The sequence below is a fragment of the Paenibacillus sp. FSL H3-0457 genome (genome assembly GCF_037981725.1).
In the GTDB taxonomy this organism is placed as follows: Bacteria; Bacillota; Bacilli; order Paenibacillales; family Paenibacillaceae; genus Paenibacillus; species Paenibacillus amylolyticus.
Genome location: NZ_CP150283.1, coordinates 389,920 through 405,756, shown reverse-complemented (window position 1 = coordinate 405,756; position 15,837 = coordinate 389,920). Strand labels below are relative to the sequence as shown.

Annotated in this window: 13 protein-coding genes; 4 read left to right on the top strand and 9 right to left on the bottom strand. The window is 48.0% G+C overall.

What is annotated here, in order from left to right:
• The first annotated feature begins 191 nt into the window (after positions 1 to 191).
• Positions 192 to 797 carry a class I SAM-dependent methyltransferase gene (locus MHH25_RS01940; protein ID WP_036616541.1) on the top strand — a complete coding sequence of 202 codons (606 nt, stop codon included), beginning with the start codon at positions 192 to 194 and terminating at the stop codon, positions 795 to 797.
• 382 nt (positions 798 to 1,179) lie between these two features.
• Here the strand turns inward: MHH25_RS01940 and MHH25_RS01935 are convergent, their stop codons facing one another.
• The 6 genes from MHH25_RS01935 to MHH25_RS01910 all read right to left on the bottom strand — a co-directional run bounded on the left by MHH25_RS01935 (position 1,180) and on the right by MHH25_RS01910 (position 8,569).
• Positions 1,180 to 2,316 carry a glycoside hydrolase family 88 protein gene (locus MHH25_RS01935; RefSeq protein ID WP_017691075.1) on the bottom strand — a complete coding sequence of 379 codons (1,137 nt, stop codon included), beginning with the start codon at positions 2,314 to 2,316 and terminating at the stop codon, positions 1,180 to 1,182.
• A gap of 201 nt (positions 2,317 to 2,517) precedes the next feature.
• Complete coding sequence (locus tag MHH25_RS01930) at positions 2,518 to 4,470, bottom strand: glycosyl hydrolase (protein WP_340018980.1); 1,953 nt, start codon at positions 4,468 to 4,470, stop codon at positions 2,518 to 2,520.
• On the bottom strand, positions 4,463 to 6,454 hold the full coding sequence (locus MHH25_RS01925; RefSeq protein WP_340018979.1) for a heparinase II/III family protein: 1,992 nt from the start codon (positions 6,452 to 6,454) through the stop codon (positions 4,463 to 4,465). The genes MHH25_RS01930 and MHH25_RS01925 overlap by 8 nt, the downstream gene beginning before the upstream one ends.
• 300 nt (positions 6,455 to 6,754) lie before the next feature.
• Positions 6,755 to 7,411: an SGNH/GDSL hydrolase family protein gene (locus MHH25_RS01920; RefSeq protein ID WP_047840427.1), complete on the bottom strand. Its 657-nt coding sequence runs from the start codon at positions 7,409 to 7,411 to the stop codon at positions 6,755 to 6,757.
• 133 nt (positions 7,412 to 7,544) lie between these two features.
• Positions 7,545 to 7,874, bottom strand: coding sequence for an AzlD domain-containing protein (locus MHH25_RS01915; protein WP_036616530.1), 330 nt, complete (start codon positions 7,872 to 7,874; stop codon positions 7,545 to 7,547).
• Positions 7,865 to 8,569, bottom strand: coding sequence for an AzlC family ABC transporter permease (locus MHH25_RS01910; RefSeq protein ID WP_036673217.1), 705 nt, complete (start codon positions 8,567 to 8,569; stop codon positions 7,865 to 7,867). Before MHH25_RS01910 ends, MHH25_RS01915 begins: the two co-directional genes overlap by 10 nt.
• A gap of 446 nt (positions 8,570 to 9,015) precedes the next feature.
• Between MHH25_RS01910 and MHH25_RS01905 the strand changes: the two genes are divergently transcribed.
• Positions 9,016 to 11,016 (top strand): methyl-accepting chemotaxis protein, encoded by a 2,001-nt coding sequence (locus MHH25_RS01905; RefSeq protein WP_036673048.1) that lies wholly within the window; start codon positions 9,016 to 9,018, stop codon positions 11,014 to 11,016.
• 475 nt (positions 11,017 to 11,491) lie between these two features.
• Here MHH25_RS01905 and MHH25_RS01900 read toward each other — a convergent pair whose 3' ends face one another.
• Positions 11,492 to 11,971 (bottom strand): MarR family transcriptional regulator, encoded by a 480-nt coding sequence (locus MHH25_RS01900; protein WP_235193904.1) that lies wholly within the window; start codon positions 11,969 to 11,971, stop codon positions 11,492 to 11,494.
• A 287-nt stretch (positions 11,972 to 12,258) separates the two neighbouring features.
• Between MHH25_RS01900 and MHH25_RS01895 the strand changes: the two genes are divergently transcribed.
• On the top strand, positions 12,259 to 12,660 hold the full coding sequence (locus tag MHH25_RS01895) for a RidA family protein (RefSeq protein WP_091038044.1): 402 nt from the start codon (positions 12,259 to 12,261) through the stop codon (positions 12,658 to 12,660).
• 24 nt (positions 12,661 to 12,684) lie between these two features.
• Positions 12,685 to 14,181, top strand: a complete 1,497-nt coding sequence (locus MHH25_RS01890) for a monooxygenase (RefSeq protein WP_340018976.1) — start codon at positions 12,685 to 12,687, stop codon at positions 14,179 to 14,181.
• A 188-nt stretch (positions 14,182 to 14,369) separates the two neighbouring features.
• On the opposite strand, the gene MHH25_RS01885 is transcribed toward MHH25_RS01890, so the two are convergent.
• Both MHH25_RS01885 and MHH25_RS01880 read right to left on the bottom strand, forming a co-directional pair.
• Positions 14,370 to 14,543: a hypothetical protein gene (locus MHH25_RS01885; protein ID WP_176873052.1), complete on the bottom strand. Its 174-nt coding sequence runs from the start codon at positions 14,541 to 14,543 to the stop codon at positions 14,370 to 14,372.
• Between the two features lie 98 nt (positions 14,544 to 14,641).
• The gene (locus MHH25_RS01880; RefSeq protein ID WP_340018974.1) at positions 14,642 to 15,835 is read right to left on the bottom strand and encodes a DUF2087 domain-containing protein; all 1,194 of its coding nucleotides are present in this window, start codon (positions 15,833 to 15,835) and stop codon (positions 14,642 to 14,644) included.
• Positions 15,836 to 15,837: the final 2 nt, after the last annotated feature.

Sequence of the window (15,837 nt, the reverse complement as noted above, 5' to 3'; positions counted from 1 at the left end):
CATTTTTTTCCTTATGTTTTATGTCGGCAAGTTCTTTCCAGATGTTTAGACTTTCAGGAAATTTTCAGGGAATTCTATGGGAATTAATTTATCTTCTATTCCTGTTTCAACCGATCATACCTGCGAATATTGCGCATACCTATGTATATTGGCAGTCTTGAACTTCTTTTAACAGGATTGGAGGAAACATAATGCATCAGCCTTTTGATTACATCGGGTATTGGGAGGAAACATATCGTTCGGGTGAAACTTCTGGGAGGGGTTCATACGGGGTTTTGGCTGAATTCAAGGCCGAGGTCGTGAACGGACTGATTCAACGTGAAGGGATTCATCGTGTCATTGAGTTTGGATGTGGGGATGGCAACCAGTTGCAATACATGAATTATGAGGACTACCTGGGCGTGGATGTAGCGGCTTCTTCAGTAAAGCGTTGTGCTTCCCAATTTGCCAAGGATTCGTCCAAGAGTTTCATGCTGTATACACCAGGCCTATGGATTAACCGAGGTTTCCTGCAAGCCGATCTGACGGTCTGTCTGGATGTGTTATATCACATCACGGATGAAACAGATTTTCGCAATACCCTCTATGATATTCTGCACTCCTCAACAGCATGGGTGGTGCTTTACACCCGTTTGAAAGAAAACGGCAACCCGGGGATTGATACAATCCAGGACCGTAATCTGTTCGAATATCTCTTCGACTACCCTGATTTCAAAGTTCATGAGATTATTCCGCAGCGCTATCCAGATCAATCATCAGCCGACTTTGTCATCCTGAGACGTACACCTTCGAAGTGAAAATCGATTCTTTCAGTAAAGCATAGCTAATTCTGCACCCCAACTGGACCCGTAAGAATGAGATATTCATAGGCCAGATACTTCTTTTGTCTTCCTTCGATTATGTACACCATCTGCCTGTCCGCTCACCTTGATTTGTCTATTCAAAGAAGCTTAGGTATACTCTGTCTCCAATAGAAGGAATATCGTTCCTGATACTGGAGACAGTCTCACGCGGACAGGTGATGATGGTTTGCTAATGACGCTACTGACAATAAATACTGAATATATAACTGATTAACTAGTTGAATCTAATGAAACAACTCGAAGGCTCATAACACGACGACCTTACTAATCCGTTCTCACTTTCGGTTCTTCCTGCCCGTAGTTCTCAATTCTTCTTTTAAAATAACCCCGCATGTCCACGCAGCTTCGCCAGCGCTTCCATATAGAAATAATCGCCGTATATAATCGGCACATTCAGCCCTCGCCCTTCCGGGTAATGCACCGTTCCCTGCATGATCAGACCTTCTTCCGCTGCCGAGTCGCCTGAGCTATAGTGCTCATGCAACCCGCGGACGATGCGCTCTCCCGCGGCAGCATAGGTTTCCCCGCGCGGCGACAGCTTCGCCAGCTCAAGCAACCCGCTCGCGGCAATCGCCGCAGCGGACGAGTCCCACGCCACCTGATGCTCCGCAGGTGCGCGGAAATCCCACACCGGCACGATCTCTTCGCCAAGCATGGCGAGGAAGAAATCGGCCGCACGCTCCGCTGTCTCCAGATATCGGGCTTCGCCCGTATACCGGAAAGACAGCGCAAACCCGTGCAACGCCCAGGCGGTCCCCCGCGCCCAGGCGGAACCTGGAGCATGGCCCTGTCCGCCATGCTCTCGCAGCTTCTGCCCCGTGTGTGGATCGAACTCCACCACGTGGCAGATGGACCCATCAGCGCGGATGAATTCGCGCGCCACGGTGTCCGCATGTGCTTCCGCCAGCCAGCGGAAGCGAGGATCGCCGCTCTGCTCGGATGCCCAGTAGAGCAGCGGCAGGTTCATCATGCTGTCAATGATGGCTACGCCGCGCGTATCCATTGCTGACGAGCTGAAGTTCCAGGCGCGGATGAACTCACCGCGCACGTGGAACCGGGCAGCGAGCAGGTTGGCGGCAAGCATTCCGCGCCGCCGTCCATCCATGCTACCCGTCTGGCGGTAGTTGGCTACGCCACTAAGCAGCCAGATGAACCCCAGATCGTGATCCACCGATTCGGGATCACGCAGACAACCTTCCAGTTGCCGCTCACAGCTTTCGGCAATGCGATGTAGCGGAGCGACCGCTTCACTTTCCGGAGCATCCTCATAGACCAGCCATAACAATCCAGGCCAGAAACCCGCTGTCCACCATTCCGGATCATTCCGGTCATACGTCCCCTGCGGGGCAATGTGCGGAAATGTATCCTTAATCCGCTTTGCATTCCGAATCGTCTTGGCAGCTCCCTGTTGCCACGCTTCCTCGAGCCATTTTACCGACGTTGATGTGTTCATGAACATATCCCTCCTCGATTCAATACCAGACATCTAAGCTTGATCCTCCAGCTCATCCTCAACTTATCTATAGCGTCGTATGCCGTAACTGCAATAGCTATCCGATAAATATCACTAATCATCCACGAATAACACTTTCAACTATGCTTCGAGCTGTTTTGAGATGTTTGGAGATCTAATGATCCTCAACCTGAACACCCTTCAGTTAAACTCGCCCAATCGGATCGCAAATGACAACCTACGTGCTCCGTTCACTTCAATCCGGGCTTCCTTCAGTAACCCATTACGTGAAGCCACGGCTTGCTCCACCAGATAAATTATGGCTTCCTGATCCAGCGCTGTAGATTCTACATAGGCCCCCCGATACTCCGTTCGTACGTTATGATCCGTATGGGTAATTACCGCCTGTTCGCGACCATCATGGAACATCAATGGAATGAGTGCACCTGCCGCCGCAATCTCACCTTCGAACTCATACGTTATGGTCAGCCCATCCGCCTGTTGCACATAATGGGTACGCAATGATTCAATTCCGGGTAATGGACCGACCCATGTCACGGCAAAAGAATTAACCCGATGCTCGCCGCCATCTTCTGACGCTCTTTCCACCAGATGTTGCTCCACTTGATTCGGCGTATTATGGTCCACCTTCTCGTACACAACGGAACCTCCTCCCTGTGCAGGGTCTAATCCAACGTCACGATCATATGTACCACCGGATGGAATCCCCTCTGCAAGACTGTGCCATACCCCATCTGGTGTCTTCCAGGCAGGGCAGTAGCTGAGCGGTCGGACCTCCCCATCGGCAAATTCCGTAAATCCGGCCTGCACATGGCTGGCGGCGGACGGACCAATCAGACCAGGTAACCCCATCTGCTGAATCCGTACCAAACCAGGGATCGTATACGGATCATTCATCGCCGTGTGTAATACCAGTTGCTGACCAGGTATGGAAGCAATCACAGTTTCAAACCACCCATCGGTCTGCAAAACCCTGCTGCCTAACTCGGAAGGAAGGTACACTTCGCTCACATCGTCTCCCGGATCACTGAGACAAGCGTGAGCCAGCGCTGCTGCCGTCCACAGATTGTAACAGGTATGGTTGGTATAGATTTCATACCCATGCCGATCTTCTGGCTTGTATTCATTGCGTACAATTTTCAAGCGTCCATCATCCATCTTCCAGCGCTCCACAGCAGCAAAACACCGATTGGCCGCACGTGCAAAAGCACCCGCCATCACCGGATCACCCGCCTCCAGAGCCTGCGTTGCATGTGTAGAACATACATAAGCCGCCGCCGCTTCATTCCACTGATGCTGGGAGCTGCGACCACGCGGTGGAATCTCACCTAGCGGCGAGAGCGTCAGTAACGAGCTGAAGGCACCATGGCGCAGCTGCTCACGTAACGTATCCGCAGTCTTTCCCTCGTAACCAGCTTCAAGCATCACCCCAAGGTGATAACGGGTGGCAATATCATAGGAAAATGGACAATTTGGACGATCCATCGGTCCATCCTGATACAAGCCAAGGGCCGTAAACCGGGGTAGATGATAGGCTTCCAGATATCGATCCATCCACGCAGTACCCTCATTCGCCAGCTGTTCATGCCACCGCAGATATTCGCCAGAGATCATAATGGCGTTCCAGTTAATCATGCGATTGGGATTGTTCATCTTGCTCATCGTAAATACATAATCTTGTTCAGGACTGATTGTCTTGAGTGCCTCAGCCCAGATCTTCGCTTGTTCCGGCAGATGTGACTTCAACAACATATATGCTCTCATCATGAGCACCGGAAAAAAATCAGGGTGATTGTCAGGTGCGCTACCTTTGACCAGGGCATCAATGCTCTGTGACAGGGCTATTGCTGCGGATTGGAGCAAATCTGTACGCCCTGCATCAACCAGAACTGCCGCAGCCATCGCATAGGCCGGTGTAGAATAATATCTCTCCACACCCGAGAACGGGTCGATAATTGCCCCCTGGCTGTCCTGATATGGTGTGTAAGCGCGAACAACACTTTCAACAAGTACCAACTTGCGCTCTCTATTCCAGCCGTCTGCCGGAGGGGGGCCCGCTTGTTCTGCCAATGTACGGTAATGTTCGAGTTCGTCTTTCCATGGATACGTGGACGCAGATGTATATTTACTCACGCATGCTCACCTCGGTTTCTCCCATTTTCGGTTCAATGATGAAGCGTACCTCACATACCGTTTCAAGCGGATTAGGGCGTTCTGTCCGAACATCCGTCTCATCAATTGCACCTGTCCATGATAGTGACGTCCGATAGAATGTGACTGGAACATTGTCATGATCAACTGTGTCCAGTTTCTCCGTAAGAATTTTCCACTGGTTCGCATCATACGTCATATGGATCGCCCCATGTGCACCTTGCCAGCGAAGATTACCACTCTTCACCACCTCAGGTTGTACTCTGCTCATCCAGCGCTCCACTACGCTCGAACATCCTGCATCTGAATCATCCACCGAAGAGAATCGTTCTGCCGAAGACACCACCCTGCTCTTCCATTGAAAACGGTCAATGAGACGCAATTCCGCTCCATTCCCGCTCCCGTCAGAAGCCATCTTCCAATGAAATTGGCGCGTATAACGAGCCAGTGAAGCTGCCCCAGAGTATGCGGATGTTAGATCCATTGTTGCATTCAGCTCACAGCCACCCTCTGCCAGCTTTACCTCTAACACATGAGCTTGCGCTTGCCGACCGGAGCATTGCTCCTGGCCTTCAATGAGCGGAACGTTATGCCCGGATGATGAGATGTGGAACAGCTGCTCTCTGCCTGGTGCAAAATACGCTTGGCTGTACAACCCTGCTCCTGGATCACACAGAATATTCTCACCACCGCAATGGATAATGAACTGCCCCAGATCATTATGGTTGTGAGGTTCATCGTTATGCCCGCCTTTAATGGAAATAGCCACATGAAGGGGTGCGCCGTTCGCATGTTTTGTATCCGGAGAATCGAACGATCCTTTTGCAATCATCCATCCCAGATTTTGAAAAATAAATCCTCGTTCAGCCTGCCCAGAGGCACCTTCATCACCGTACACTGGCGGATCGCTCCACATCACGTTCCGCAACAGATGAGCCCAGCGATGACAGGAATCATCAGTAAGCAGTGGGATATGAAGCGGCAAATCCACCTGCAACCCAAATCGGGATGCGAGCAGGGAAAGCAATCCGGAAGGGATCTCTTCCTGCTCGGCACTGTCCGAATAATTCACATATGTGCCGCCCGACAGATGAACTCGCAGCGGGAAGGCTGAGATAGCTGTTATTTTGGAACCCGTCAGCAGATCTAGTTCGCCCTCACTGTACTCACGAAGCATCTCGGCATAATAGGTGAAATAACCAAATCCATATACCCAATATCCAATGCCTTCGGCACAGCCGCCATCCTCGCCATATCCGCTCAAGAATGCGTTCATACAGCTGACCGTATGGGGGATCGATTCCTGTAGTGTGGACTCATCCTCGAGCAGCAACAATGCGGCCATGCCACAGCACCCACCACAGACCGCCGACCAGTTGTGATCCGCTGTCTGCCAGTGGAACTTCCGTTGCTCCCGGTAAAGCGGAGTGAAGATTCGCCGTTCTGCTTCAGACCTGATCCGTTCTATGACAAGGCGATCCAGCCGCTCGGCGTGAATGGTCACAATCTCGGCCAGCATATGTACCGTCTCTGCAGCGAACAGATCGATGTTCCCATTCACCTGGTTGACCTCTCCCGTACCCAGATGCGCGGGTAAACACCACGTATACTCACCACACACGTCCCACAACATTTCTTCCAGCGCTTGCAGTGCATCCGGCCTAGCCTTGTCCAAGGCGAGCATCGCCGTAGCAGCAAGTCTGCCCCTTCGATCGAAATAAGCCTCCTCATAGGCTTTTCGCTCACCCCTATCGCTGAACTGTCGATATAGACGGAACGACAAGGAAGGCATGGGTTCTTTCAAGGCACGTTCACCGTAAGCCTTCAAGTCTGTGTATAACGTAGCCAATTCAGGCCGGGATAACTTCTCCAAGAGTCTGTCGGCACTTAAGGAACTCAATGCTCTGCTCTCAGTACCACGTTGGTTTATATTTTCATTTTCGACTTCGTGAATGGAATCTTCCATTGGATTCACCACTCTTCGTTAATGGATTGTCATGCCCATATTATAATGTAATCGATTTCATTTTACCGGATATGATAGCATTTTTGAAGAATTATCCATCAGAACCCTTTCCACGACGTTACTTCCTTCTCCTTCCTAACCAAAAAAACGAAGAACCTTCGTCAGGTTCTCCGTTGCATTCTGCCTGTCACCACAGGCTTTTTATGGTTATCTCATATTCTTAACTATCTTATATCCTCATCCTCAATTAATCCTGAATACCTATAATGCTGCCCATATCGTAGCTGTCCGCTGTTGTTATTACACAATCGCAAGCGAAGAATTCTGTACAACAGACAACCATTGGCGTGCAATCAGCTCATGACCTGCTGCGGTTGGGTGTACGCCATCCCATAACCAGTACGCTGCATCCGCCTGTTTCAGAGCGTCATTAAACGTCTGCTGCAATGGCACCCACACAGCTCCAAATTCTTCAGCAAGACCTTGGGCCAGTTTCTGATATTGACCGACATACTCTTCCCAGGCTTCCCATTTCTCCGCAGTCGCTCCGGTTCTCAGAATAAACGGCTCCATCAAAATCAGCCCCGTATCTGGCATCACTTCCCGAGTTTCTTCGAGCAAATGGCGATACGCCCGTCCGAAACGATCCGTTACCCCGCTAGGTTCACCATTCATCGTGCGCCAGGCATCATTAACCCCAATCAGGATGCTGATCAGGTCCGGTTTTAGACTAATGGTATCCTCATTCCAGCGTGCGTACAGATCGGATGCCCGATCCCCGCTGATGCCTCTGTTATAGAAGGTCTTTTGCTTACCCGCCAGTTCCATACCCAGTTTGCTGGAGATCAGATACGCATACCCATGGCCGAGAAAATGATTCGGATCATCATTGCGTGATCTTCCCCCATCTGTAATCGAGTCTCCCTGAAACAATATAACGGATGGACTTGTACTCATGATTGAAATCGTTCCTTCCTCTTGTGTAAAATGGAAACACTGAATACCTCAGTCTCCATTTTATCCCTTTCGGTCACAATAGAAAATAGCGTTTTCATCACTGAGGGTCGCCATCATATGACTCTCCTAGCAATTATCCGATCCAATATCGCAGTATCATCATAGCCACAATACCGACCATTACGGTTCCCAGCAGACTGCGTGTCCAGATGGCTACTGCAATCGTAGGCAGGGAGGCCCACAGAGCTGCATTGTGCGTAATCGGCACTAACTGGTTGCCCGACATGAACAGTTCCTGACCAATCAGCGCTGCCATGACCGCTACGGGTACATACTCCAGCCAGCGTAACAACCACATCGGAATCTGTATCTTGCTGAACAGCATCAGTGGCAGTACACGCGGGATAAAGGTTAACAGTGCCGAACCCATAATAATCCAGAATACATCCCATCTTACTTCCATCGTTCCATGAACACTCCCATCGTTGCCGCAATGACCGCAGCCACAATGACACTCATGCTGCCAAGTGAAGCCATGCTGGCGAAGATTACACAGACCACGGCGATAATAGCCACATTAATGTGTATTTTTTTGTTTTTGCGATGCACCAACTGGAGTACAACCAGTCCAATAAACATCGCTGGCAGGGCATAATCCAGACCCAGTCGTTCCGGGTTAGTGATCCAGCGTCCAAAGTACGCTCCCGCCATATTAGCCACGAACCAGTTCAGATATGCGGTAATATTCAGACCGTGCATCCAGCGTTCACTGAGCCTTTCTCTGCCAATTGCACGTGTCATCGCAACGCCGAAAGACTCATCGGTAAGCAGTGAACCAATCCACATATTTTTAAGCGGGGTCAGATGCCGAAAATACGGTGATACAGCTGCACTGAGCAACAAATGGCGAAGATTCACAAAAAATATGGTGAACATGATGGCTATTGCTGATCCATTCGATGCGAGCATGCCCGCTGCAATGAACTGAGCCGATCCTGCATATAAAATCAGGCTGAGCAGTGCCGTTTCCGCCAGACTCAGACCCGCGGTCATTTCAATAACACCCGCCGCAAAGCCAATACTCAAATAACCAAGCAGGGTTGGGATACAATCTTTGACCCCCTGCATGAATGTAGCTTGATCCTGGACCTCTTCCATGTTCTCCTGTCCAGATATCTGTAGTGTACTTTGGTCCAACTGCCTTACACCCCCTCTCCAATTTCATTCCCCATAAACCGATATATATGGATATAGATCCATCCAGGTCCACTCTTCATGAAAACAACTTCTTTGTGTATTCAACATGACCAGTTACATGTCTTATGGATTTCACATTTTGCAGAATTCACTTCACATTAATTCAGAAATATACCACAAGATGTGCACTAAGGGAGAGACAGATTACTTTTTATAGAACAGATGTAATCCTAAATACCTACAAAACCGAAAAATATTTTCGCGAAACTCATAAATTATGTTGAATAAACGCGAAATTTGTCATACGATAGCACCAGAAACTTCTGGAAAGGATGGAATGAAATATCTTTTACCAGATGGGCTTGTCCACTAGACATGGGGATGGGTTACACAGAGGGGGAATGTGTATGAAAAAAATTCGTAAACAAGGGGTCAAAAGAACAATGCAGATGAGAGAGAAACTGATTTTGTCATTTGCCATTGTATTGCTCATTCCAACCATTAGTCTGGGCATTATCTCGTTCCAAACAGCTGATGCCAAGGTTGAAGAGAAAATGTATGAGAACGCGATCAGCAGTGTTACTGTGCTCAACCAAACTATTGACCAGATCATTGGTGCAACACGCAAAAATGTTGATTTCCTGGCAAGTCAGCTGGATGCAGGCAATGTCGGACCCAATCAGGGTGACGAAACAGATACCATCCGTACCTTGCTCGACGCGTACAAGGAAACGCATGATGACGTAGAACTTGCCTCCATCGGTACCGATCAGGGCGTGTATATTAACTCCCCTGTAACTGCGGTGAACAAAGAAGGATATGACCCGCGCGAACGCCCGTGGTATCAGGCTGCTACGCAGAACAAAGATGTCCCTACCGTAATCACCCCCTACTTATCAAGCAATACCGGCAATGTTGTTGCTTCAGTAGCTCAGACCTCAGCGGATGGCCATGGTGTCGTCTCTGTCAGCCTGTCGCTTGAAGCCCTCTCGAAGACGGTTAACTCCACGAAGATTGGCGAGAAGGGTTATATCTATATCATTGATAATGCCAATAAAATCATTGTACATCCTACCGAAAAACCGGGGACCGAAGGAACCATGGCACCCTATAAAGATATTTTTGCACAGAAAAACGGAAGTCTGACCTATACACTAAATGGAAACCAGGAACACGCCTTTTTCTCCACCAATGAAACGACGGGCTGGACCGTGGTTGGTGTCATTGACAGTGGGGAAGTGACGGCTTCTGTCCGTCCGATCCTATATACCACACTTATTGTTGTCGCGATTGCAATTGCGGTAAGCTCCATCATTATTTTCTGGATTGTGCAATCAATCACCAAACCACTGAACCGCTTGGTGAAGGCATCTGACGAAATTAGTAATGGTAATCTGACCATCGAGGTTGCTGTATTGGGACAGGATGAATTCGGCAAGCTGAGCACCAGCTTCAATAAGATGAGCGAATCCTTGCGAACCGTTATCCAGGACGTGCGACACACAGCTGACGAGTTAACCGCCTCATCCACACAATTGGCAGTCAACTCATCGGAGACAACCAAAGCAACAGAGCAAGTCGCCCTGATCACGGAAGAATCCGCAGCTGGACTTGAGAAACAAACAAGCAACCTGAAACATACGGCACTGCAGATGAATGAACTTGCTGGAGGTGTGGGACAGGTAACGAACAGCACACAGCAAGTATCCGAAGCTGCCATGCAAGCAAGTGAGCTCGCGGATAAAGGGAATGCAACCATGCAGACGGCCGTATCCGAGATGAGTTCCGTCAGTCGCTTTGTGCAAGGTATGGCAGATACTGCTGGACGACTTGGACAGCATTCCACATCCATTGGTGAGATGGTATCTGTCATTACAGATATCGCTACACAAACCAATTTGCTTGCTCTCAATGCTTCTATTGAAGCAGCACGTGCAGGTGAGCATGGACGCGGCTTCTCCGTTGTTGCCAGCGAAGTCCGCAAGCTGGCGGAACAATCGAGCCTGTCCGGCCAGAAGATTGTAGAGATGGTCGGAGCGATTCAACAGGAGATTTCAATGGCCAATCACAATGTACAGATCGGGCAACAGGATGTAAGCAACGGCATTCGTGCCGTTCAGTTTGCAGATGAAGCTTTTGCCCAGATTAGTGAGGCTGTTGGGGTCGTCAATCATCAGCTTGAGAACATTGCAGCCGCCTCACAACAGATGTCTGCAAGTACAGCCGAAGTGGTGCAATCCATTGATCAGATCCACGCCATATCGGAAACCAATGCCGATGGAACGGAGAACATCTCTGCTGCTACGGAGGAGCAAGTGGCTTCCATGCAGGAGATATCATCCTCTGCTGATTCCCTTGCCCATCTGGCTCACAAGCTGCAGAAGCTGGTTGAACAATTCAAGCTGTAGTCGTTGAACTAAAGATTGTTTACACTAACACTACGATGACAGAATAACCTTCCAATCGCTGCTTTCGTACAGAAGATTAGTCCAACTTATTTAATAAATAGTCTGTAACATCAAAATCCCCTTTGCCATCACGTTGGCAGAGGGGATTTTGGTAATGATAGGACGTGAAATATGGCTGGATCGAAGGCGAAGGACTCTTCTTCTTCCTGATGAGCATCATCGATGTGTTCACCAACGTGTTTCAACTTGAGATCAATACTTGGCTAAAATATTGCATTTTGCGGACGAGGTTAAGCGTGTAATATTCTTGCCCTCGGTTCCTTTGTTTTCTGCATACTTTGTGCATGTCTTGTTTTCTGTCAGTTCTTCACTTTAATAGACCGCCCGATGAATTAATTATAAGCAGCCTCCCACTTGAACTGTATCCCCAATTGTTATTGATGTCTAACCTATGTACAACAATTTATTGGGTACGTTACCGATAGAAGTCCACCATATCTCCAAACAGCCGTTTAATAAATTCGAGCTCGCTTTCGTTATATCTTTCCAAAAATTCGTACATTCTTTGCTTTTCCTTCGTATGAAGCTCATCATGAGCAGCAAATAGCTTTTTGCCGATAGGCGTTAGCCGAAAATACACTTCCTTTTTGTTGTCGTTGAACTGGGATTTTCGCACCCAACCTGCCTTTAGTAATTTATTTGCGATCTTGGAGGTATTTCCTTTACTTAAATTGATTCTCTCCGCGATGGAAGTGAGATTGATCGGCTCCTGCTCTCCGATGCACGCAATGGTGTGCAGTTCCGTCATATTCAAGCTGAATTCTGATTCAATATGCTTCCGGATATCCTCCAGGTATGAGGCAGTTATTCGGGTTTCATATTGCTCTTTTTGCTCAAGAAACTGAACGAAAAATTCATGAATGGCCGTTTTGTTTTTACTGGCAGTATCCATCATTATGCTGGCTCCTCGACTTATTTGTTTTATTATATCATAGATTGTTCTCTGAGAAACATATGGGCATACCCATATTGGGATTGGGGTTGACATGGTAAATAGAAACCAAGTAAAGTTATATTGTTTCGTATGAAACTAAAATTATATATAATTTTCATTACACTTGTTTTAACAGGCAATAAAAAAGGTTCTAACGAAACAATAATTGATGAAGGAGGTTTGACGGAAATACTTGTCCACTTTTCAAGAGGAAATTTATAAAATATGGAAATGGAGCATACCTGCCTATGGAAGTCGTAAATCCGAAGACCTTGACGGATAAGGTTACATCTGTAATTTCTCATGTCGTGGTGACTACTGCCTCCAAATTGGCTTTCATCTCAGGTCAGGTTTCTGTAGATGAAACAGGATTGTTGGTCGGTTCAGGGGACTATTACGCACAAGCGATTCAAGTGTTCACCAACCTTAAGTATGCATTGGAAGCCGTGCGAGCGGATCCCTTGTACATTGTAAAAATGAATATTTTTGTTGTAAACCACAACCCGGAATTGATTTCGATTATTTTTGAGGCAGGATTTCATGTGTTTGGCCCTAACTGGCCGAAGACAGCAAGTACGTATATAGGCGTTCAAGCACTAGCCGATCCTGAATGGCTTATCGAAATAGACGCTATCGTGATTTTCCCATAATGTATAAGAAAAGAGGGTTTTGATATGAAATATGAAGTCATCCTGATTGGTGGCGGACCTGTCGGCATGATGCTGGCTGGGGAATTGGCATTAGCCGGTGTAAAGGTCTGCGTCATTGAGCGATTAAAAGAGACAACCCCTTATTCACGCGCGCTTACCGTACATCCTCGAACTCTTGAAATATTAGATATGCGTGGAGTGAAATCACAATTAATCAGTCAAGGCCGCTTACTTTCAAGAGGACATTTCGCCGGATTAGAAACTCCTTTGGATTTCAACGTTTTGGATTCTTCTTCCAATCACACTCTATTTTTACCGCAGAGTGAGACGGAGAAGGTGTTGGAGGAATGGGCGCTTAGCCTTGGCGCAGAGGTCTGGAGAGAGGTTGAGGCTCTATCTGTACACCAGGATGAGGATGGGGTTGACGTTAAGATCGCAGGACCTCATGGAGAAACAACGTTAAGATCAGCTTATGTGGTAGGTACAGACGGAGCCAGAAGTTTGGTTCGCAAGCATGCAAATATATCATTTGAAGGTACAGATGCGACCTTCACGGCAATTCTGGGGGATGCCATTCTATCTGATTTGGCTCCTATGAGTGTCATATCCCGGATTACAGAAAAAGGATTGGTCAGCATCATGCCGATCAATGATCATATGTATCGGGTCTTGATGATCGATATGGAGAGAAGTAACATCTCTAAGGATGAGCCCGTTACATTGGAAGAGTTTCGTTCATCGCTCATCCGTACGACCGGAAGCGACCTGGGATTGAACGATGTGAAATGGATGTCCCGTTTCGGAAATGCGACGCGGCAAGCGGGACGATATCGGAATGGTCGATTGTTCTTGGCGGGAGATTCGGCGCACATTCATTTTCCCGCTGGTGGACAGGGAATGAACGTTGGCTTACAAGAAGCGATGAACTTAGGCTGGAAGCTTGCAGGAGCAATCAAAGGCTGGGCTCCGGACTGGCTATTGAACAGTTATCATGCCGAACGCTTTCCATGGAATACGGCCTTGCTCCGGAATACCGAGGTCCAAACCTTGCTTCTGGACGTGACTCCCCCTATCACGGAACTTCGAAGCATGTTAGCTAAACTGATTCAAATACCGGAGGCAAATTATCAAATCGCCGCACAAGTTTCCGCAATGGATGTACATTATGCTCCAGACGCCGAAGCACCTCCCCATCCTTTAAATGGGAAACGTTTTAAGGATCTAAGCTTAAAGCTGAAAGACGGGCAATTGATCAACGCCTATCCGTTACTACACAAAGGTACTTTTCTTCTGCTGCATTTCCATTCTAATGAACAGAATAGCGGTCAATGGGAATCGTATAACAACCTTCAAGTTGTACATGCCTCTTTGGCTGAGGCTGACGCGGATTGGAACGACGTCCACACGGCGCTTATTCGGCCGGATGGGCATATTGCCTGGGCGATTCTTCTATCCGATCCAAATCCAATGCAAACCATAAATGAAGGAATCACTCGCTGGTGCGGAGACATTACCGTGTAGTCATTCGTTCGAGGTGCACAACTGACTTCCCATAGGGTGAACTTGTATTTGGGGCGTCTGAATGAACTATCACGGTATGCTGCACTTAAAAAAACGCAATGCAATGTTCTCCATGAGTATGAAAATACCGCTCAAGCGTTATTCAACAACGCTCAGGCGGTATTTTCATTTCTGAGAAAGAAGGTACTTTACGCTCCATTTCGTTCCGCAGCTGCAGATCGGCGACGCAGGGACAATGAAATAATAGCCGGGATCAGTCCAATGGCAACCAAAGCTCCACCAAGCAAACCAACGGATGCTAGCGAGATGCTTTCTACAACAATACCTCCGATTACAGCCTCTACAGCTGCCCAACTGCACAATAGAATTATTCGAACTCATGATGATCCCTGAAGCCTGAGAAAATTAAGCAATTCTATGCATTCGCTTGAATAAGAGGGGTTTGGTCCGGAATAACGGGTTAAACCGATGGCTTTTTATCTCCGTGATATCCTTGATCTCCGTAGGGCTCTAACTGTTCAAACCAGCGGTTCAGACATTTGGCGAGTGCATCTTTGGGATCGTAATACGGGTTATCATCTTGTTTCAATGTCTCCAGCACCTCGATCACAAAAGCATTCTCTCCATATTCATTCCATTCAGCCTGCAATCTTCGATTCAGATGGCTACCCATCTGTAACATAAACCGTTGTCCGTTAATGGTTTTCAGGTTCAGTGTGCTGTCGATATAAACTTTACCGTTACGTTCATTCCGAATTTGGTAGACGCCCGCTTCCGTTTTAACTTCTTTGGCCTGTTCCTGCAATTCTTTGCGACGATTCATCTTCTCCTGCTCCCCCTTTTCTTTGCGCTCCTGTTTTCCAACTTTGGCGCTCTGTTGATCTGTGTGGCTTCCCAACCAATACTGACTGCCGTCTGGCTCACGTTCCAGCAAACCATAGTCGACGAGATACCTCCGTATTTCCACGTAATCATCATGAACTTCCTTCAGAAGCTCATTGACCTGTTTCTCGGAATATTTGCGCTCTGTCTCGAATCGTTTGGCAATTTCGATGAGCACAATATATTTATGCTTTTGCTGCATATGAAATGTCGTCAGCCGACCGCCAGTACCCTCTGGAAAATACTTGTTTAACACCTTCTCCCGATCCTGTTCTGTAATATCAAATGAGTTCGGATGGATCGTATGCCCATGTCTTGTCACCGGCGACACCCATTCAGCCGGGGCTTGGGTATCTTTACTCTTGAGAAGCTCCATTAATGCCAGAAATATCTTGGCCTGCCGTTCCTTCTCCTTTAATACAAACCGATGATTCCGGATCGTGGAAGCACTCCCGATGCCAAGGGTCTTCTGTACTTCAGCATCCTTCTTGCCTTCATAGAATTGTGACAACAAGCCCCGCTGGACATCAGACAATCCGGTTACGCTTTTATCCAGCTCCAGCAAATATTCAAATACCGATCCATGAACCTTCTCAATATGCACTCGCATATAACGGGCTGCCTCATAGAGCACTCCTTCTTCAGGATAGATAATCCCCGATTCCGTCCTGTATCCGCAGCAGACACATATATAGGCGGGACCCTCCTCCATATAACCACGCTTGATCTCTTCCAATGAAGTTGTTTGCAACCAGGATTCCGATGATTTCATGT